Genomic DNA, 19,099 nt, shown 5'->3' with positions numbered 1-19,099 from the left:
AATGAAAAAAAGAGAGTTTTTAAAATTTCTTTTTAGTGCAACTTCTTTAATTTTTTTTTCAACATTTCCTAGCTTTTCGAAATCGCATAAAGGCAAATTTAAAGGAAAAAAGAAAAGTAGAAAAAAAGGTAAAAAAAAAAGAGAGTATTTTATAAATAATATCTATCCTAATTTAAATATAGATTCACCTCAGCATCAAAAATTAGAAGGTTTCGTTCAACCTAATACTATTTCATTAGAAATTTATAAAATGGCAGGAATATTACCAGGCCCTCCTATATCTGAAGATACAAAAATACAAAAAAAACGTGGAATGTTTAAAACAGGTTTAAAAGCAAAATTTTATAATAATAAAAAACTTGTAGTTTGCGATGATTGCTGGGCAATTGATTATTCCTATAAAAGAGACGGTAGACCTGCATATCACAAAGGGCGAGACCTACCTATGAAGTTTGATGAGCCGGTATTAGCAATGGCCGATGGTACAGTCGTGGGTTTATTTGAAAATTTGATGAGCAGAAAAGGTGTCGAAGTTGTTTTGAGGCATACACCTCAACAAAGTGGAACAAAATATTATATATATACTCAGTATACTCATTTTAATAAATGGCCCTTAGATTTAAAAATTGGGCAAAAAATTAAAGTTGGAGATGTCTTGGGTCCTAATGGAAATTCTGGAAAAAAAGGAAAAAAAGTAAGAAGACCAGCATTACACTTTGCAGCGTTTTATTCTAAGTCACCTAACTGGAGTTTTTTTAAAGGCGGATTTTTAGTTAAAGACGGTTATTGGATGGACCCAATTAGTTTTTACAGAAATGAGGAGCCATTTGATAATAAGTCTGTAAAAAAATTAAAATCTAAAGAAAAAAGTCCAACAATTGGATACAAAACTAAATCTGGAAAAATTTTACCAGAGGGTGCCAAAAAAGTTTGGCCTTTTGCATATGATGGCGTTTAATAATAAAAATTAGTTAATGAATATTCAAAGGTATTTTCTAGAGACAAATTCCAAATTAGATTTAATTCCTGCGGAATGTGGAATAGCAAATTTAAAAATTGAAGAGAGTGAAAAAAAAGATCCTCAGTTTTGTAAATTTTTATACCAAAAAATTGGAGAAGATTTTCATTGGAAAGATAGATTAGCCTGGTCCTTAAAAGAATGGGAGAATTATCTAAATCAATCCAAATTAAAGTTTTGTGTAGCCAAAGTTGGTGAAGATGTAGCTGGATTTTATGAATATTTAAATCATGAAGACAAAAAAGAAGTAGAGATATCTTATTTTGGAATTTTTAAAGAATACTTTGGCAAAGGACTTGGTGGTTATTTATTAACCCATGCATTAAGGTCTGGATGGAATCATAAACCCAATCGTATCTGGGTTCACACTTGTACCCTGGATCATCCTCACGCTTTAAGAAATTATATAGCAAGGGGCATGAATATTTTTAAAAAAGAAAAAGTAAGAGTTTAAAAACCGTAACTTGGTAAAATAAATTTCTCTTTAAATTCAGTATTTATTTTAGGGTTTATAATAGTAAATTTCACAGGTTCCTGATTATAGCTGATGGTCTCCCACCCTTTTAAAAGTTTTGTTTTTTTGTTAAAAAATATTTTAACGAATACACCATCTTCAGTTCTAATTTCGTAAAAATAATTATCATTTTGAGATCCTATTTTTGATTGATCAATAGATTTGAGATTTTCCAAGATTTTATTTTTATCTAGTACAATATTAAAAGCAGAGTTTTTTATTGGATATCTGTAAGATCTCTTAAATTTATGTTTAATAATATATAAACTATTATTTTTTACATAAATTTCTTTTCCTTCTTCACCAGTATAAATACATTTTAAATTACCGGGAAAGAGCAAGTAGCATTCACCCTTTTCATTTAAATTATTAGATTTCTGCTCAAATGAGAAAATGAGATTATTGGTTTCGTTTAGTTTTTTTGCAATATCATCAGTAATATTTGAAAAAGAATTAAATGGATAAAATATTATTAAAAATAAAATAATGAAAAATCTCATTACGGTAAAATTTCACGTTTACCAGTATGATTTGCAGGACTTATAATTTTTGCTTCTTCCATTTGATCAATAATTCTTGCAGCTCTATTATATCCAATTTGTAATTTTCTTTGTAAAAAACTGGTTGAAGCTTTGCCTTCATTTTTAATTAACCCAACTGCTTGATTAAAAAGCTCATCTTTATCAGATGAATCTAGCCCTCCCTCAGATACACTGTCATTATCCTCAACTTTAGTAATATCATCAATATAGGTTGGTGATCCTTGTGATCTTAAAAAGGTACTTACTTTTTCAATCTCAGAGTCTGAAACAAAAGGTCCATGAATTCTTATCATCCTACTTGCTGATGACATGAACAACATATCTCCTTTTCCTAATAGTTGTTCAGCTCCTTGTTCACCTAAAATAGTACGGCTATCTATTTTTGATGTCACTTGAAATGAAATTCGAGTTGGAAAATTAGCCTTAATTGTACCAGTAATCACATCAACACTTGGTCTTTGAGTGGCCATAATAATATGAATACCTGCAGCTCGAGCCATTTGTGCAAGACGTTGAATATAATTTTCAACTTGCTTTCCAGATACCATCATCAAATCTGCCATCTCATCAACAACAACAATGATGTAAGGCATAACTTTTTTACCTTCTTTTTTTGCTTTTTCGTTAAACCCTGAAATATTTCTGACTCCTTCTTCGGTCATTTTTCTGTAACGCGTTTCCATTTCTCTTACAGTCCATTTCAATGCTGAAGTTGCTTTTTTGGGTTCAGTAATAACCGGAGATAATAAATGAGGAATGCCTTGATAAACTGATAATTCTAACATCTTAGGATCAATTAAAATAAGTTTACATGTTTCAGGAGTATGTCGATAAAGTACAGACAAAATTAATGTATTGATACAAACTGATTTTCCAGATCCAGTTGTTCCAGCGATAAGTAAGTGAGGCATACTTACTAGGTCACCAACAATCGGATACCCAGCAATAGTTTTTCCTAAAGTAATTGGAATATTAATATTTGGATTTGCAAATTCTTTGCTTTCGATAATTTGTCTATAATTTACAGGATCAATTTCTTTATTTGGTATTTCTATACCTATCGTATTTTTTCCAGGGACAGGAGCTATTCTCGTAGATATTGAGCTAGTGCTTCTTGCAATGTCATCAGTGAGATTTACAATTTTAGAAGTTTTAATTCCTGCGGCTGGTTCAAATTCATAAAGAGTAACAACTGGACCCGGGCTTACTTTTTTAATTTTGCCCATGATACCAAAGTCTAAAAGCGTGCTCTCTAAAAATTTTGATAATTCTTTATGATCATCCGTTAAAGTATCAGAATTTTTATTACTTTTTGAGTGGTTCAGATAATCAGTTGGCGGCAGTTTGTATTCTCCAGACTTAAATGAAAAACTCTCTTTTGTATCCAAGGGAAGATTTGCCTGTGTCTCCATTGGTTTTGGCTTAAAACTTTTATTAATTGTAGGAATTAATTCTTCAGGTTCTTCTTGAACAACAGGTTGATCAATTGTCCCTGCCTTTTTAAATATGATTTTTAAAAATTTAACAGGCGCTATTAAAATTAAACCAATTTTTTTTAAAACTGTTACCCATTCTGAAAAATTTAAACCTAAACTTAATATAAAAAAAATTGTTCCAATAGTTAAAGATGAATAAGCAATAATTGAATTAAAGGTATAAAAATCTAAAGGAATAAAACTAATAAGGTAAGCACCTAAAAATCCTCCATTACCATTGTCAGGTAACCAAAAACTTTGATCAAATAATATTTTTAGGCCAAGTGAAAAAAACGAAAGGTAAATAACGATAAATAAAAATTTGAAAGTAATACTGGATACAGACTTTTGTATAATGATTAACCAACTCCAAATAAAAAAATTTACAAAAATTAAAAAACAAGAAAGACCAAAAGCCTGTAATAAAAAGTCTGATATATAAAAACTGTAATTCAACAAAACTAAATCTTCAGTTTTGCCTGGAGTAATCAGTGTAGCATTTTCTGGTGAGTAAGTTGCAACTGAATAAAGATAAAATATAGAAAATGTTAATATAGCAAGACCTGAGACTTCAATAAGTCTTAGTTTTAAAAAATTTAGTACTTTTTGTAGCATATTTAAAATTTAACGAATCAACCTTTGTTACTTTTTAACATTTTTTATAAGATTGATAAAAAATGGATAAAAAAATTATTCAAAAAATTGGTATTATTGGTGATGGTTTAACAGGCAATCTTGTTGCACTTGCCTTATTTAGACTGGGTTATCCTGTGGAGCTAGTTGGAAAAAAAGGTTTAAAGCCAAAGCCTTCTGTTGCCTCGATATCTATCTCAAATGATAGTTTTAACTTTTTAAAAAAGTTAAAATTAAAAAATTTGGAAAAAATTAGTAATCCAATCAATTCAATTAAGCTATATGAAAACCATAAAAATTATTTAGATCCAGATAGTATTTTCTACAACAAAACAAAAAAAATTCCTTTAAGCTATATTGTTTTAAAAGACAAACTTTATGAAGAGCTTTCTGGAGAAATTAAAAATCTAAAAATTAAAAAAGTTTTTTCAACTAACAAATATGCCCTAACTATTAATACTGTTTATAATGATACAAAGAAAAAAGATTTAAGTTGGGACTATAAAGAAGATGCTTTTACTTTTGTTATTAAACATGAAAAACTTTTAAATAACTGCTCAAGACAATTTTTTTTAAATGATGGTCCCCTAGCCTTTTTACCCATAAATCAAAATAGCACTTCACTTGTGTGGTCATTATCTAAAAATTCTGAGATGAGAAAAATAGTTAATTCTAAATTATCTTTGGAGAAGTATCTAAATTCGAATTTTTTGATTTATAAAAATGTTAAATTGAATTCAAAAATTGAAAGTTTTTCCTTAAAGTTTAATTTTTTAACATGTGGAATTGAGCCTAGAAAAATTAATATAGGAGATATAAGTCACCGTATTCATCCAATTGCTGGGCAAGGATGGAATATGACGGTGAGAGATATAAAGCAACTTTATGACGTCTATCAAGATAAGAAAAAATATGGTTATGATTTTGGAGACTTTTCATTACTTGAAGAATATGAAAAAAAAACAAAGATTAATAATTTTATTTTTGCATCTTCAATTGATTTAATAAGAAGAATTTTCAAATTCAATAATAACCAAATATCAAATTTAAGAAAAAGTGGTTTTAGGCAATTAGATAAATTTCCAGATTTAAAAAATGAGATAATAAAATTTGCTGATGAAGGCTTATCGCTCTGAAGCTAATAATTTTCTTTTCGTTTTAAGTCCACCTGGACCTGAATACCCCCCTAACCCACCATCTGAGCGAATTACTCTATGACATGGAATTTTTATAGGATAAGGATTTTTTCCTATTGCGTTGGCTACTGCTCTTACTGCTTTTGGTTTCCCCACAGCTCTTGCAACTTCTAAATATGTTTTAGTTTTTCCTTTTGGAATTTTCATTAGGTATTTCCAAACTTTAACTTGAAGCGGTGTTCCTTTTAATTTCATATTTGATATATTTTTATCATGAATTTCTATGCTCTATCAACTCCTCCTGGTGTATCAGGCATAGCTATTATTCGTGTTTCTGGAGATAGCGCTTTACAAATTGCAAATCAAATAACACGGACAGTTATTGATCAACCAAGATCAGCATTACTAAAATCTTTTTATGATCAAGAAGGTGAACTAATAGATGAAGGAATTTTAATTTGGTATCCAGAAGGTCAGAGTTATACCGGTGAGCATTTAATTGAAATTCACACACATGGAAGTAAGGCAGTTATTAATAAGTTGTTAGAAGATTTAGGTGATAGAAAAGATTGCAGATTAGCCGAACCAGGAGAGTTTACTAAAACTGCTTATCAAAACAACAGGATAAATCTTTATGAGGCAGAGTCTATTGCAGATCTCTTACAAGCTGAAACAGAAGCACAAAGAATACAAGCGCTAAGACTTAAAAATAGTAGTCCTAAATTTTTAGAGTGGAGAGAAACTATTCTTGATGTTTTAAGTAAGACGGAAGCATCTATAGATTTTTCAGAAGAAGATTTACCAGAAGGAATTCTAAAAAATAACGAAGAAAAAATTAAATCTATAGTTTCTGATATTGATGAAATGTTAGATGAAACTATGGGAGAGGTAATCAGAGATGGTTTTAAAATAGCAATAATAGGACCACCAAATGCCGGTAAATCCAGTTTTTTAAATTTATTAGTTAAAAGACAAGCTGCAATAGTTTCGAGTATTAAAGGAACCACAAGAGATATTATCGAGATAAAATATCATATTAATAATTACCCAGTGATTTTGACTGATACAGCAGGTATTAGGAACGCTAAAAACAAGATTGAAAAAACAGGTGTAGAATTGGCTCTAAATGCCAGCAAAGAGGCCAATTTAGATATTTTGATACTAGATGGAACGGAAAAGAAAATACCAAAAAATATTCAAAAATTGATTACAGCTAAGACGCTAATTATTCTTAATAAAAAAGATAAAAAAAGTTTTAATGCAAAAAAAATCATCAAAGAATTAAAAGGGTATAAATTTAAAGACTTAATAGAAGTTTCAATTAAAGATAAAACTGGAATTAACAAATTAAATTCAAGATTAAAAAAAATTGTATCTGAAATAGATACTGCGCAATCAACAACTTTAATTTCAAGAGCAAGACATAGAGCGCTATTAAAAAAATGCTCAAATAGACTTCATGATTTTCTTAAAATTAGTAAATCAGATGAAGTAGAAAAAGCTGCAGAAGAGCTTAGATTAGCATCGAATAACCTTGGTCATATTGTAGGTTTTGTTGGTGTAGAGGAAATATTAGGAAAAATATTTCAAGATTTCTGCATAGGAAAATAGTCGAATCTCTCTTGTAAAAAAATCTCTCAGTAATAGATTCCAGCAATGGAAAAATTTGACGTTGTTGTAATTGGTGCTGGACATGCAGGCTGTGAAGCTGCTGCTGCATCTGCGCGTATGAAAGTTAATACTGCTTTAGTTACAACAAATGAAAATTCAATTGGTGAAATGTCTTGTAACCCAGCTATAGGTGGATTGGGTAAAGGACATCTTGTTAGAGAGATTGATGCATTCGATGGTGTGATGCCAAAAGTTGCTGATGCATCCGGTATTCAGTTTAGATTATTAAATCGTAGTCGAGGACCAGCTGTTAGAGGACCGCGAACTCAGTCAGATCGTAAATTATACAAAAAATACATGAAAGAATGCCTAATAAGTCATTGTAATCTAAGCATTTTTTATGATCCTGTAATTAAATTTATTTTTAATGAATATGAAATTATTGGAGTAATTTTAAAGTCTGGAAAAGAATTAAGAGCAAAAAAAATTGTTTTAACAACAGGAACTTTTTTAAATGGTGTGATCCATATTGGTGATGAAATGAAACCAGGGGGAAGACATGGTGAAGATCCAACAACTGGTTTAAGTGAACAATTAAAAAAATTTAATTTAAATTTATCAAGATTAAAAACTGGAACACCACCAAGGTTAGATGGTCGTACAATTAATTTTGAAATTTTAGAAGAACAAAAGGCAGATGATGATCCTTATTTTTTTTCAGTAGATACAAAAAAAATTAATGCAGATCAGGTCTCATGTTTTATGACCTATACGAATGATGAAGTTCATAAAATTATTGAAAAAAATTTAAAACGTTCAGCAATGTATAGTGGTAATATTAAAAGTGTTGGTCCCAGATATTGTCCTTCTATTGAAGATAAAATTGTCAAATTTAAAGAAAAATCTAGACATCAAATTTTCCTAGAACCAGAAGGATTAGATGACCATACAATTTATCCAAATGGTATTTCTACTTCCCTACCAGCAGATGCACAGGAGGAATTATTGTTTAAAATCAATGGCTTATCTAATGTTAAGATGATTAGACCAGGTTATGCTATTGAGTATGATTATGTTGATCCAAGAGAGCTCAATGCCACTTTAGAATTAAAAAAAATCAAATCATTATTTTTAGCTGGTCAAATTAATGGAACAACTGGTTACGAAGAAGCTGCAGCTCAAGGTTTGATTGCAGGTATTAATGCTGCACTTCAAAGTAAAAATAAAAAACCATTTACCTTAGATAGGTCACAAGCATACATAGGTGTTATGATTGATGATCTTATAACAAAGGGTGTTGCTGAACCTTATCGTATGTTTACATCGCGTGCTGAATATAGATTAACTTTACGAGCTGATAATGCAGATTTAAGATTATCCTCTATAGCGAAAGATTTAGAAATATTAAGTGAGTCAAGATTACAAAATTTTGAAAAAAAACTCGAAAATATTAATAAACTTAAAGTTCAATTGTCTTCCAGGTCTTTTACCCCTAATGAGGCAGATAAACATGGCATAAAAATCTCAAAGGACGGTATTAAAAGAAATGGCCTAGAGCTTCTAAGGTATAAAGGCGTTACTTTTGATAAATTAAAACCAATTTTTGGTCTTGGTGATTATGATCAAGATGTTATTGAGCAAATTGAGATAGATAATCATTACTCTGGCTATTACGCTAAGCAAGAGGATGATATTGAGATATTTAAAAAGGATGAAAACATGAAAATCCCTGAAAATATTGATTATTCAGCAATTAGCGGACTTTCTAACGAGATTAGGCAGAAATTAGAGCTTATTAGGCCTAAAACTTTCGGTCAGGCCTCAAGAATTGAGGGTATTACTCCAGCGGCTATAAATCTTCTATTAACGTATTCTAAAAGGTATAATTTTAAGCATACTGCTTAAATGATTCGATCAAATTATTTTGATAAGTGTGTTTCACGTGAAACATTAGGTAAAATATTAAAATACCACGAATTTTTGATAGAAAATAATCAAAAACTATCATTAATATCAAAAAGTACTGAAAAAGAGGCTATAGAGAGACACTACGTAGACTGTGCTCAAATCATTAAATATTTAGATAAATCAGATAAAAGTATTCTGGATATAGGTTCTGGCGCAGGTCTGCCAGGTATTATTTTGGATGTAATTAAGAAAGACCATAATTTAAACTTTTCAACACATCTTGTTGAAAAAAGTCCAAAAAAGTCGAATTTTTTGAAAGAAGCAAATAGTTTTCTTGATCTTGATATTAAAATACATAACTGTGACGTAAAGCAGATGGAAATAAAAAATTTTACTACGCTTGTAAGCAGAGCTTTTAAGCCAATGAAAGAATTTTTTAATATAATTAATCAATCACAAATAAAATTTAAAAAAATTATTTTAATGAAGGGTGAAAAGTTCATGGATGAATTTATTGAAGCAAAAAAATATTTTGAAATAAATTGTGAGTACCATGAAAGTATCACAAATCCGGGTTCGAAAGTTTTTGTAATAAAAGGTGTATCTAAAAATTAAATGACAAAAACAATTTCCATAATAAATCAAAAGGGCGGTGTTGGAAAAACTACATCGACAATTAACCTTGGGTATGCGTTAGCATCTAGCGGGCAAAAAATTTTAGTCATAGATTTAGACCCCCAAGGAAATGCATCCACGGGCTTAGGAATTGATAGAGGCAAAAGAGAAAAAACAATTTATGAATTTTTAGTTAATAGAAATGATGATCCAAATTCATTTATCTCAAAAACTAAAACAGAAAATTTAGATATTATATGTGCAAACGAAGATCTTTCAGGTTTTGAAACTGAGGTTGCTGATGATAGTAAAAGAGCCTTCTTTTTAAGGGATGTTTTAGACCAAATTAAGCAAAAAAGTCAATATAATCATATACTTATCGATTGTCCACCTTCCCTAAGTTTACTGACTATTATGGCCTTAGTTGCCTCTGATACAGTAATTATACCGTTGCAGACAGAATTTTTTGCATTGGAGGGTGTTTCACAACTGATCAAAACAATTGAAAGAGTAAAAGAAAATTTAAATAAAAATTTATCAATACAAGGTGTAATTTTAACTATGTATGACAGAAGAAATAAACTCTCTAGTCAAGTTGAACAGGAAGCAAGAAAATATTTTGGCTCAAAAGTTTATAAAACTGTCATACCAAGAAATGTTAGAATTTCAGAGGCACCATCTCATGGAATGCCAGTAATTGTTTATGATAAAAATAGTTCTGGGTCGATTGCCTATCAAGAATTATCTAACGAAATTTTAAATGGAAGTTATGCCGCATGATTAAAGCAAAAGGTTTAGGTAAAGGTTTATCTGCATTATTAGGCGATAGTAACAATGATGAGAAAAAGAATGTTGTTGAACTTTCAAATGTTAAAACAGATAAAACACCAATTCATCTTTTAGTTCCTAATCAATATCAACCAAGAAAAAATTTTGACAAAAAACAACTTGATGAACTTGCAACATCTATCAAAACACGAGGAATTATTCAGCCCATAGCTGTCAGAAAATCAAAAGATGGTAAGTTTGAAATTATAGCTGGAGAGAGAAGATGGAGAGCTGCCCAGCTGGCAAAAGTCCATGAGGTTCCAACAGTTTTACTTGATGCAGATGACGAATTAGCCGCTGAATTCGCGGTTTTAGAGAACGTTCAGAGGGAGGGCCTAAATGCGTTAGAGGAAGCAGAAGGGTATCAAACTTTGATCGATAAATTTAGTTACACTCAAGACAAAATCGCTGACATGATAGGGAAGAGCAGGGTGTATATCGCTAATACGCTAAGATTAAAAAGACTTCCTAATGAAATTCAAGATATGATTACAAATGGTCTGCTCACACCAGGACATGCTAGATCTTTAATTGATGTAAATAATAATATTGAGCTAGCAAAGGAAATTATTAATAAAAATTTATCTGTAAGACAAGCTGAATTACTCAGCAAAAAAAATGCAACCTTTTCTAAAAAAATTAAAATTAGAAATATTGATCCTAATATTAAAGATTTAGAGAATTCATTAGAACAAAAAACAGGTATGAAAGTTATTATTTATAATAAGAAAAATAATAAAGGTAAAATTACTTTCGAATATAAAGATCTAGATCAATTAAATCAGCTTGTTGCTAATGTTAAAAGTAAGTATTAGTTAATACCCTTTTCGTTACAATATCTAAAAGGAACTTGTTAAAAATTGTTTCGGCTATCTCGTAGTTAAGTTTACACAGTATTTCGATTTCATTTATTTTGTCTAATAATGTATCTAATTCGTTTTTATTCCATTTAGATAATTGTGTTTGGATAATGTTTTTTTCTTTCCAGAAAATTGGTGGTTTATAGGTATCAACTAGTACCGCAATTTTAGTTTCATTTTCATTATATTCATAAATATCAATTAGCTTGTTTATTTTGTATTTTAGTGGACCAAGCACTTCATTAAAATTTATTGAAAAATGATAAAAACTTGAGAGTATTTTATTTAATGCTTTTTTGTCACCTGACAATAAAGCGTTAGATATTTCAAAAGCATCAAAAGAAGATGTAGTGTTAAATAGTGAAGAAAATGTTTCACTGTCTAACTTTTTATCTTTTGTAATAAGCTCTAATTTTTCCAATCCACTATTGATGTCATTTCGATTAAGTTTATTAATATTAAATAATTGATCTATGGCTTCATAGGGAACTTTTATACCAAATTTTGTTAATCCATTTCTAAGCAAAGATTGTAGGGTTTTTTCATCATCTTCGTAACATGCAATACAAGATATTATTTTTTCTTTTTCAGCTTTATTTCTTAAGCTATTTTTTTTTGTAAGGTTATTAGTAACTAGAATTAATTTTTTATCTATCTCTGAAAAATTTATGTAATCTAATAGTTTATCCGACGCTTCTTGAATAATTAAAATTTCTTTTTCACCAAACAAGCTATCTTGATTTAAATAATTATCTAATATTTCAATATCTTTTAATAATTCATCTTCTTTAATAAATTTTGTTTTGAATTCATTTTTTTTAAAAACTTGAGTTAATTTATTTAGGATTTCGGTTTTTAAATGAAAATTTTCACCATAAATTAAATTTATTTTGTAATCTGAAAAAAGTTTTTCATAGTTAATTGAAAAACTTTTAATTATCATTGTTGGCTAGATATGATTTTTGCCCTAACGGCAAAAGTAAGTTGTTGAATTAAATTTGTAATAATATTTTCTTTTTCAATTCTTTTAACTTCGTCATCTGTAGATACGTTGTTTGTTACACTTACTACTCTTCCATCACTTAGGCTTTCTCCACCAATTTGTTTACCTTTGTTATCAAAAATTTGAAAATTAATTGTGACCGTAACTTCTTCCTCCGTTGTTATTCCTGCAGTATTTTTGGTTACAGAAGCAGAACTCTCTCCAATATTTATTTTTAAAGAATAAGCATCTTTCAATGCTTTATTGATTGGCATATTAAGGTTACTTTTTAGATAATATATTAGCCCACTTGGGCCCGAGTAATCAATTTTATTTATTTTAATATCGCTAAGATCAACATTTTTTAACATTGGCGAGAAGCCGCACGATGTTAAAAAAAGTAAAGTAATAAAAATATAAAACTGTTTAAACATTTTCATTTAATGACAATATTAACTAATTTATTCTTAACGTATATCTTTTTTATGATATTTTTTCCTGATACTAAGTTTTTAACATTTTCAATCTCTAAACACTCGTTAAATATCTTTTCTTCACTCTGGTCAGGTTCTGCATCAAGTAATGCTCTTTTTTTACCATTAATCTGAATAACAATGTTGATTTTGTCTTCTTTGATTAATTTTTCATCATATGTTGGCCATGCTGATATGTGAATTTCTTTGTTACCATAGTTTTTTTCCCAACATTCAGACGCTATATGAGGTGTAAAAGGATATATTAAAACTAAAAATTCTTTGAACATTTTTTTAAATAAAATTTTTTCTGATTTCTTTTCATGCAATTTTTTAGATAGAAAGTTTAAAAACTCATAAAATTTGGCGACTGCCACATTAAAATGAAAGTTTTCGATATTGTACGTAATTTCTTTAACGAGTTTATTTATTAATTTTTCACATTGATTAATTTCTTCGTCATTTAATTTATTTTTTTCCTCAATATTTTGTATCATTTCAGAAATTGTCCAAATTTTTTGAATAAACTTATAAGATCCAGAAATACCTTCATCACTCCATTGAATATCTCTTTCTGGCGGACTATCAGATAAAACAAACCACCTTACTGCATCTGCACCATAAAGATTAATTACTGTTTGAGGATCAACTACATTTTTCTTTGATTTAGACATGGACTCTGAGGGTCCAACTTTAATTATCTCTTTGCTATTTTTATCAAAGAATTTACCGTTTTCTTCAATTACATCTTCAGGAAAAACCCATTCGCCTTTCTCATTTTTGAAAGTTTTGTGGCAAACCATACCTTGTGTGAATAGGCCTTTGAATGGTTCTTTGATTTCAAGGCTAGTATCTTTCGTAATTGCCCTTGTAAAAAATCTTGAATAAAGCAAATGTAAAATAGCATGCTCTACTCCACCAATGTATTGATCAACTGGCATCCAGTATTTTGCATCATCGATTGAAAATCCTTCTTTTGAATTATCACTTGAACAAAATCTTAAAAAGTACCATGATGAATCTACGAAAGTATCTAGTGTATCGGTTTCTCTTATTAATTCTTTTCCAGTTTTAGAACACTTAACCTTTTTCCAATTTGGATGTCGATCTAATGGGTTACCTGGTTTATCAAAATTAATATCTTCAGGAAGTTTTACCGGAAGCTCATTTTCTGGGACTGGTATAGCCTCACCTTTTTCATCATACATTACAGGAATAGGACAACCCCAATATCTTTGTCTTGAAATTCCCCAATCTCTTAATCTAAATGTTGTTTTTGCTGTTCCAAATTTATTCTTTTCAATTTCCTTGATGACTTTAGCTTTTCCTTCCTCAACACTAAAATTATTTAAAAAATCTGAATTAATAATTTTTCCATCACCGGTGTATGCTTCATTTTCAATTTTAAAATCAGAAGCTTTTTGTTCTTTTGGAAGTATGACTGGCGTTACTTCTAATTTGTATTTGTTAGCAAAATCTAAATCTCTTTGATCATGAGCAGGACAGCCAAAAATTGCACCTGTTCCATATTCCATTAGAACAAAATTTGAAAAGAAGACTGGTAAAGTTTTACCCTTAATAAATGGGTGCAAAACTTCGAAATCAGTTTTAAACCCAAGCTTTTCTGTTTTAGCTATCGCTTCGTCTGTATTTCCTGTTTTGTAACAAGCCTCTTTAAAGTTCAAATATTTTTCATTATTTTCATATTTTTTTGATAAAGGGTGATCAACAGCAAGAGCTATGAAAGATGCTCCGAAAATAGTGTCTGGTCTAGTTGTAAATACAGTAATTTTTTTATTATCATTTTTAATTTCAAAATTTAGCTCACATCCAACTGATTTACCGATCCAGTTTTTTTGCATAATTTTTACTTTTTCGGGCCATTCATTAAGAGTATTTAATGATGCATCTAGATCATCTGCAAAAGCTGTGATTTTAAAAAACCATTGTGAAAGTTTTTTTTGAATAACTTGAGCACCAGATCTCCAGCCTTTACCATCTATAACTTGTTCATTAGCTAAAACTGTATTGTCTACCGGGTCCCAGTTAACTAAACTTTCTTTTTTATAAACTAATCCTTTTTTTAAAAGATCAAGAAAGAATTTTTGTTGATGCTTGTAATAATCATCATTACAGGTTGATATCTCTCTTCCCCAGTCAATTGAAAACCCAAGTAATTTTAATTGACTCTTCATGGTCTCTATATTGTTTAATGTCCAGTCTTTAGGGTGAAGTTTTTTTTGCATAGCTGCATTTTCTGCTGGCATTCCAAAAGAGTCCCAGCCCATAGGATGTAAAACATTAAAACCTTTTAATCTTTTGTAATTAGCGATGACATCTCCTAAAGTATAATTTCTGACGTGACCCATATGAATTTTACCTGATGGATAAGGAAACATTTCAAGGCAGTAGTATTTAGGTTTATCTTTTGACTTCGAAGCTTGAAATACTTTGTTTTTATCCCAATATTCTTGCCATTTTTTATCGACTACTGAAGGGTTAAACTTTTCTAGGTGCATGAGGTGAATTTACTTATTTAAAGGTTTGTAGCAATTAAATTAAGATAGGAAATGAAGTCTTTTTTCATTTTTTTATCAATCATACTTATTGATGAAAAACCTCTTCCTTTAAGAAGAATTATTTTTTTTATGTTTTTTTCATTAATGCCACCTAATGCATGGATGTGTATCTTCGAAAATTTTAACATTAAGTTTTGATAAAAATTCAAGCCTTTACCAATTTTGTTCGAGCCTGAATAAGTATTAAAAATAGGCGAGATAAAGATTTCTTTGCAGCCTTGGCTAATTTTTTTACGTAATTCAATTTCATTATGAGCAGAACCAATAAGATGTAGACTTGATTTTAAATATTTTTTTTTGTTATTAAAACTAGGTATATATAAACCATAAGACCTAAGTTTTATGGCTAACCTTTCGTCATTAGAAATATAGAGTTTAAAATTCCTTTTTTTGCAATAATCTTGAAGTTTGAAAGCATTACTAAGGTAATCAGTTTTTTGGTAATTTCTGTAAATAATATTTATATTCTTTAGTTGATTAAGATTTTCTTTTTGAATATCGTTTAATTCATTAATATAGAAAAAAATTTTAAACATTTTTATGAGTATAGTACAAAATTTAGAAAATATTAAAAAAGAATTGGTTTCGAATAATATCAATTCGAAAATTATTGCAGTAAGTAAAACATTTGAATTGTCCCACATACAGCCCCTTATCGATCATGGGCATTTAGCCTACGGAGAAAATAAAGTTCAAGAGGCTAAAAGAAAATGGGAAGAGCTTTTAAAAATAAATAACAATATTCAACTTCATCTTATTGGCGGCTTACAAACAAATAAATCTAAAGACGCTGTAAAGTTGTTCCATTATATTCACTCAGTAGACAGAGAAAAGTTAGTAGACACACTTGCCTCAGCTGAAACAAATCTGAATTTAAAAAGAAAATATTTCTTACAAGTTAACACGGGAGATGAAGATCAAAAATCTGGTGTAAGCATAGAAAATACAGAACAGCTCTATAATTATGCTCAAAAAAAAATAGATATTATAGGCTTAATGTGCATTCCTCCAGTAGAGGAGGACTCAAAAAAACATTTTGAAATTTTACGTGAGTTATCGATAAAGCTAAATTTAAAAGAGCTTAGTATGGGCATGAGTCACGACTATTTAGAGGCTGGAGCAAATGGAGCGACTTATGTAAGAGTTGGAAGTAAAATTTTTGGAGCAAGAGGCTAGGTAAGAATTTTAATCTTTGTACTTTTTTTTAAGGTTTTTAAAATCTCAATTAAATCTTTTTTCTTTAAACCGATACATCCCATTGTGCCTGTATAATTTTTTCTAGCTAAATGAATAAAGATTGCGCTACCTTTATTTTTTTTAACAGGTCTAACATTATAATTAATAACTATAATTATATTATAAAGATTATCTTTTCGAAAAAGCTTTTCTTTACTTTTATCATTTGTAAAAATTAGTTTGTTATAAGATTTATTTGCAGAATCATCACACCATGCCATATTCTTTTTGATAATGACTTTTTTTAGTTTGGTTTTCAGGTTTTTAATTTTGTCTTTTCGATAAAACACTTGTCCAAGAGAAAAAACTCCTGCGGGCGTTTTTTTATCACCTTCTTTTTTATTTTTAGTAATACCGCGTTTTCCTAAAGCACATTTATAAAGCTTTTTATTGTGCATAAGCGTGCCGTTTTTATTTACTATAATCATATAAATTTATATTTTATTGTTATGCAAAATTACTCAATCATTACCGTAGGGTCACCTGTTTTTTTTGAGTGTATGCAGGAGCAGAAAACTGAGTATAACTTACAGAATCTCAAGAGTTTCAAGGAAGTTAAAGAGATATTAAAAACCCCATTGATAGATGTTTATGTATTTTTGTTTTTTGTTGATGATTTGGAAAAATTAGATTTAAAAGAATTAAAAAAAATTAAATATCCAAAAATTTTTTTCTCTAAAAAAAGCGAAAATTTTAAAACTATTAAAAAAGATAATGTGCTAAGTAGTTTTTTAGAGCTTCCTGTTAATTATCAGGATTTAGAAAAAATTATTAAACTTGCGATTTTAAAATTTAAATTTTTATTCCAGTCCAAAGTAGAAATTGGAAAATATAATTTAGATAAAAATGAGAGAACTATTTCATATGGAAAAAAATCTGCAAAATTAACTGAAAGAGAATTGGATATTATTTTATATTTATCTGGGAAAAAAGAGGGGGCAACTAAGCAAGAAATTATGAAAGATATTTGGTCTCATGGAGAAGAGATTGATTCACATACTTATGAAACTCATCTTTATCGATTAAGACAAAAATTACAAAGCAAACTTAGTGATAAAAAATTCATTTCGGTAGAAGATGGAAAATATTTCATTTCTTCATGAATGATCTATTTATAGTTTTAGGTAATCAGCTTTTCCAACCTAAGTATTTCAAAGATTACAAATCATCTTTATTTTTCTTAGCTGAAGACTTTGAGCTTTGTACATACGAAAAACATCATAAACAAAAAATTACATTTTTTCTCTCCTCAATGAGATCATTTAAGGATGAGCTAGAACAGGTGGGTTACAAAGTTATTTATCATAAAATTGAAGATAAAGAATTTAAAGATGATTATGTAAAAAAATTAGCAAACGTAATAAAAAATAAGAAAATTAAAAATGTTAATTTCTTTGAAATTGAAGACAAGCCTTTTGAAAAAAAAATTGTTTCATATCTTAAAAAGGAAAAAGTAGATTATAAGATACTCAAAACACCAATGTTTTTAAGTAGTAGAGACGATTTTATAAGTTACCTTGGAAAATCTAAAAAACCTTTCATGGCTAATTTTTATAAAATTCAGAGAACAAAATTTAATATTTTAATGAATAAAGATGGAAGTCCAAAGGGTGGTAAATGGAGTTTTGATAGCGAGAATAGAAAAAAATTACCAAAAGATATAAAACTGCCCAAGCAACCAACTTTTAAAGAAACAGAGCACACAAAAAAATTAAAAAAAATTATAAATGAAAAATTTCCAAAGCATCCTGGTGATACTAATCAATTTTGGATTGGAACAACTCGAAAAGATGCAAAATTAGTTTTAGATAATTTTTTAAAAAATAAACTCAAATTATTTGGTGATTATGAAGATGCTGTTGACCAAAGAGATAATATTTTGTTTCATAGCGCTCTAAGTCCATTTATTAATAATGGTTTTATTACACCTCAAGAAATTTTAGATGAATTAACTAAGTTTGAAAAAAAAGTGAGTATAAATTCTTATGAAGGTTATTTAAGACAGGTAATAGGATGGAGAGAGTTTATGCGAGGTATTTATCAAAACTTTGATGATAAAATGCAAAAATCAAATTTTTTTAATCATAAAAATAAGATGAAAAATTCTTGGTATGAAGGTACCACAGGCCTAGACCCATTAGATCATGCTATTAAAAATGCTAAAGATTATGCATGGTCTCATCATATTGAAAGATTAATGATTTTATCAAACATCATGAACCTTTGTGAAATTGAACCAAGGCAAGTTTATAAATGGTTTATGGAAATGTTTATGGACTCCTCGGAGTGGGTAATGTCACCCAATGTTTATGGCATGGGTTTATTTAGTGACGGTGGTACCTTTGCAACAAAGCCATATATTTGTGGATCAGCTTATTTCCTTAAGATGATGGACTTTAAAAAAGGTCCTTGGTGTAACATTATGGATGGTTTGTATTGGAGATTTATAGATAAAAATAAGAAATTTTTTCTTAAAAATCCGCGTTTATCAATGATGGTTAGAATTTTAGAAAAAATGAAACCTGATCGAAAAAAAGAAATATTTTCAGCCGCAAATACATTTATAAAATCAAATACGTTATGAAAAAAAGAAATCCTATCGCAGAGGATTTGAGATCACCAAAATATAAAAAAAGAATTGTTAAGCCAAAAAAAGGAAAAGGCAGTTTTAAACGTAAAAAAAAATAGT

At 29.0% G+C, this 19,099-nt stretch carries 20 protein-coding genes; 12 read left to right on the top strand and 8 right to left on the bottom strand.

Going from position 1 to position 19,099, the window contains the following annotated elements:
• Position 1: 1 nt before the first annotated feature.
• Entirely contained in the window at positions 2–958 is a 957-nt protein-coding gene (locus ACTTAT_RS04545) for a M23 family metallopeptidase (RefSeq protein WP_440679896.1), read from the top strand.
• Positions 959–974: 16 nt separating this feature from the next.
• Complete coding sequence (locus ACTTAT_RS04540; protein WP_440679895.1) at positions 975–1,472, top strand: GNAT family N-acetyltransferase; 498 nt, start codon at positions 975–977, stop codon at positions 1,470–1,472.
• On the opposite strand, the gene ACTTAT_RS04535 is transcribed toward ACTTAT_RS04540, so the two are convergent.
• Both ACTTAT_RS04535 and ACTTAT_RS04530 read right to left on the bottom strand, forming a co-directional pair.
• Entirely contained in the window at positions 1,469–2,032 is a 564-nt protein-coding gene (locus tag ACTTAT_RS04535; RefSeq protein ID WP_440679894.1) for a LolA family protein, read from the bottom strand. The genes ACTTAT_RS04540 and ACTTAT_RS04535 overlap by 4 nt on opposite strands.
• Complete coding sequence (locus tag ACTTAT_RS04530; RefSeq protein WP_440679893.1) at positions 2,032–4,164, bottom strand: DNA translocase FtsK 4TM domain-containing protein; 2,133 nt, start codon at positions 4,162–4,164, stop codon at positions 2,032–2,034. Before ACTTAT_RS04530 ends, ACTTAT_RS04535 begins: the two co-directional genes overlap by 1 nt.
• Positions 4,165–4,226: 62 nt before the next feature.
• Here ACTTAT_RS04530 and ACTTAT_RS04525 point away from each other — a divergent pair, with 62 nt between their 5' ends.
• Positions 4,227–5,318, top strand: coding sequence for a hypothetical protein (locus ACTTAT_RS04525; protein WP_440679892.1), 1,092 nt, complete (start codon positions 4,227–4,229; stop codon positions 5,316–5,318).
• Here the strand turns inward: ACTTAT_RS04525 and ACTTAT_RS04520 are convergent.
• On the bottom strand, positions 5,307–5,573 hold the full coding sequence (locus tag ACTTAT_RS04520; RefSeq protein ID WP_440679891.1) for a methylated-DNA--[protein]-cysteine S-methyltransferase: 267 nt from the start codon (positions 5,571–5,573) through the stop codon (positions 5,307–5,309). The two genes, ACTTAT_RS04525 and ACTTAT_RS04520, sit on opposite strands and share 12 nt — an antisense overlap.
• 18 nt (positions 5,574–5,591) lie before the next feature.
• On the opposite strand from ACTTAT_RS04520, the gene mnmE reads away from it, so the two are divergent.
• Genes mnmE through ACTTAT_RS04495 form a run of 5 tightly spaced genes read left to right on the top strand, consistent with a single transcriptional unit; the run spans position 5,592 to position 11,095 of the window.
• Positions 5,592–6,929, top strand: coding sequence for a tRNA uridine-5-carboxymethylaminomethyl(34) synthesis GTPase MnmE (gene mnmE, locus ACTTAT_RS04515; protein ID WP_440679890.1), 1,338 nt, complete (start codon positions 5,592–5,594; stop codon positions 6,927–6,929).
• Positions 6,930–6,974: 45 nt separating this feature from the next.
• Entirely contained in the window at positions 6,975–8,834 is a 1,860-nt protein-coding gene (mnmG, locus tag ACTTAT_RS04510) for a tRNA uridine-5-carboxymethylaminomethyl(34) synthesis enzyme MnmG (RefSeq protein WP_440679889.1), read from the top strand.
• Entirely contained in the window at positions 8,835–9,452 is a 618-nt protein-coding gene (gene rsmG, locus ACTTAT_RS04505) for a 16S rRNA (guanine(527)-N(7))-methyltransferase RsmG (RefSeq protein WP_440679888.1), read from the top strand.
• Positions 9,453–10,232 (top strand): ParA family protein, encoded by a 780-nt coding sequence (locus ACTTAT_RS04500; protein ID WP_440679887.1) that lies wholly within the window; start codon positions 9,453–9,455, stop codon positions 10,230–10,232.
• Complete coding sequence (locus ACTTAT_RS04495) at positions 10,229–11,095, top strand: ParB/RepB/Spo0J family partition protein (protein WP_440679886.1); 867 nt, start codon at positions 10,229–10,231, stop codon at positions 11,093–11,095. Before ACTTAT_RS04500 ends, ACTTAT_RS04495 begins: the two co-directional genes overlap by 4 nt.
• Here ACTTAT_RS04495 and holA read toward each other — a convergent pair.
• The 4 genes from holA to ACTTAT_RS04475 form a co-directional block, all read right to left on the bottom strand.
• Entirely contained in the window at positions 11,079–12,083 is a 1,005-nt protein-coding gene (gene holA / locus ACTTAT_RS04490; protein ID WP_440679885.1) for a DNA polymerase III subunit delta, read from the bottom strand. The two genes, ACTTAT_RS04495 and holA, sit on opposite strands and share 17 nt — an antisense overlap.
• Positions 12,080–12,493 carry an LPS assembly lipoprotein LptE gene (gene lptE / locus ACTTAT_RS04485; protein ID WP_440679884.1) on the bottom strand — a complete coding sequence of 138 codons (414 nt, stop codon included), beginning with the start codon at positions 12,491–12,493 and terminating at the stop codon, positions 12,080–12,082. Before lptE ends, holA begins: the two co-directional genes overlap by 4 nt.
• Positions 12,494–12,558: 65 nt before the next feature.
• A complete protein-coding gene (gene leuS, locus ACTTAT_RS04480; protein WP_440679883.1) occupies positions 12,559–15,114 on the bottom strand; it encodes a leucine--tRNA ligase in 2,556 nt (851 codons plus the stop codon).
• A gap of 17 nt (positions 15,115–15,131) precedes the next feature.
• Positions 15,132–15,710 (bottom strand): thiamine phosphate synthase, encoded by a 579-nt coding sequence (locus tag ACTTAT_RS04475; protein ID WP_440679881.1) that lies wholly within the window; start codon positions 15,708–15,710, stop codon positions 15,132–15,134.
• Positions 15,711–15,714: 4 nt separating this feature from the next.
• Here ACTTAT_RS04475 and ACTTAT_RS04470 point away from each other — a divergent pair, with 4 nt between their 5' ends.
• A complete protein-coding gene (locus tag ACTTAT_RS04470) occupies positions 15,715–16,350 on the top strand; it encodes a YggS family pyridoxal phosphate-dependent enzyme (protein ID WP_440679880.1) in 636 nt (211 codons plus the stop codon).
• Here ACTTAT_RS04470 and ACTTAT_RS04465 read toward each other — a convergent pair.
• Positions 16,347–16,838: a L,D-transpeptidase family protein gene (locus ACTTAT_RS04465; protein ID WP_440679879.1), complete on the bottom strand. Its 492-nt coding sequence runs from the start codon at positions 16,836–16,838 to the stop codon at positions 16,347–16,349. The genes ACTTAT_RS04470 and ACTTAT_RS04465 overlap by 4 nt on opposite strands.
• A 21-nt stretch (positions 16,839–16,859) precedes the next feature.
• On the opposite strand from ACTTAT_RS04465, the gene ACTTAT_RS04460 reads away from it, so the two are divergent.
• The 3 genes from ACTTAT_RS04460 to arfA are packed head-to-tail and all read left to right on the top strand — an operon-like array spanning position 16,860 to position 19,098.
• A complete protein-coding gene (locus ACTTAT_RS04460) occupies positions 16,860–17,513 on the top strand; it encodes a winged helix-turn-helix domain-containing protein (RefSeq protein WP_009373075.1) in 654 nt (217 codons plus the stop codon).
• Positions 17,510–18,994 carry a cryptochrome/photolyase family protein gene (locus ACTTAT_RS04455; RefSeq protein ID WP_440679878.1) on the top strand — a complete coding sequence of 495 codons (1,485 nt, stop codon included), beginning with the start codon at positions 17,510–17,512 and terminating at the stop codon, positions 18,992–18,994. Before ACTTAT_RS04460 ends, ACTTAT_RS04455 begins: the two co-directional genes overlap by 4 nt.
• Entirely contained in the window at positions 18,991–19,098 is a 108-nt protein-coding gene (arfA, locus tag ACTTAT_RS04450) for an alternative ribosome rescue factor ArfA (protein ID WP_009373073.1), read from the top strand. The genes ACTTAT_RS04455 and arfA overlap by 4 nt, the downstream gene beginning before the upstream one ends.
• Position 19,099: the final 1 nt, after the last annotated feature.

Origin of the sequence: Candidatus Pelagibacter sp. HIMB1517 (assembly GCF_052047895.1) — a bacterium.
GTDB lineage: Bacteria > Pseudomonadota > Alphaproteobacteria > Pelagibacterales > Pelagibacteraceae > HIMB114.
Note: the sequence above shows the minus strand (reverse complement) of the source record. Positions and strands in the feature narration are given on the sequence as shown.

Excerpts from the sequence above, each read along its gene's own strand:
- ACTTAT_RS04545 (WP_440679896.1), top strand. The coding sequence starts at position 2 with ATGAAAAAAAGAGAGTTTTTAAAATTTCTTTTTAGTGCAACTTCTTTA.
- ACTTAT_RS04540 (WP_440679895.1), top strand. The coding sequence starts at position 975 with ATGAATATTCAAAGGTATTTTCTAGAGACAAATTCCAAATTAGATTTA.
- ACTTAT_RS04535 (WP_440679894.1), bottom strand. The coding sequence starts at position 2,032 with ATGAGATTTTTCATTATTTTATTTTTAATAATATTTTATCCATTTAAT.
- ACTTAT_RS04530 (WP_440679893.1), bottom strand. The coding sequence starts at position 4,164 with ATGCTACAAAAAGTACTAAATTTTTTAAAACTAAGACTTATTGAAGTC.
- ACTTAT_RS04525 (WP_440679892.1), top strand. The coding sequence starts at position 4,227 with ATGGATAAAAAAATTATTCAAAAAATTGGTATTATTGGTGATGGTTTA.
- ACTTAT_RS04520 (WP_440679891.1), bottom strand. The coding sequence starts at position 5,573 with ATGAAATTAAAAGGAACACCGCTTCAAGTTAAAGTTTGGAAATACCTA.
- mnmE (WP_440679890.1), top strand. The coding sequence starts at position 5,592 with ATGAATTTCTATGCTCTATCAACTCCTCCTGGTGTATCAGGCATAGCT.
- mnmG (WP_440679889.1), top strand. The coding sequence starts at position 6,975 with ATGGAAAAATTTGACGTTGTTGTAATTGGTGCTGGACATGCAGGCTGT.
- rsmG (WP_440679888.1), top strand. The coding sequence starts at position 8,835 with ATGATTCGATCAAATTATTTTGATAAGTGTGTTTCACGTGAAACATTA.
- ACTTAT_RS04500 (WP_440679887.1), top strand. The coding sequence starts at position 9,453 with ATGACAAAAACAATTTCCATAATAAATCAAAAGGGCGGTGTTGGAAAA.
- ACTTAT_RS04495 (WP_440679886.1), top strand. The coding sequence starts at position 10,229 with ATGATTAAAGCAAAAGGTTTAGGTAAAGGTTTATCTGCATTATTAGGC.
- holA (WP_440679885.1), bottom strand. The coding sequence starts at position 12,083 with ATGATAATTAAAAGTTTTTCAATTAACTATGAAAAACTTTTTTCAGAT.
- lptE (WP_440679884.1), bottom strand. The coding sequence starts at position 12,493 with ATGTTAAAAAATGTTGATCTTAGCGATATTAAAATAAATAAAATTGAT.
- leuS (WP_440679883.1), bottom strand. The coding sequence starts at position 15,114 with ATGCACCTAGAAAAGTTTAACCCTTCAGTAGTCGATAAAAAATGGCAA.
- ACTTAT_RS04475 (WP_440679881.1), bottom strand. The coding sequence starts at position 15,710 with ATGTTTAAAATTTTTTTCTATATTAATGAATTAAACGATATTCAAAAA.
- ACTTAT_RS04470 (WP_440679880.1), top strand. The coding sequence starts at position 15,715 with ATGAGTATAGTACAAAATTTAGAAAATATTAAAAAAGAATTGGTTTCG.
- ACTTAT_RS04465 (WP_440679879.1), bottom strand. The coding sequence starts at position 16,838 with ATGATTATAGTAAATAAAAACGGCACGCTTATGCACAATAAAAAGCTT.
- ACTTAT_RS04460 (WP_009373075.1), top strand. The coding sequence starts at position 16,860 with ATGCAAAATTACTCAATCATTACCGTAGGGTCACCTGTTTTTTTTGAG.
- ACTTAT_RS04455 (WP_440679878.1), top strand. The coding sequence starts at position 17,510 with ATGAATGATCTATTTATAGTTTTAGGTAATCAGCTTTTCCAACCTAAG.
- arfA (WP_009373073.1), top strand. The coding sequence starts at position 18,991 with ATGAAAAAAAGAAATCCTATCGCAGAGGATTTGAGATCACCAAAATAT.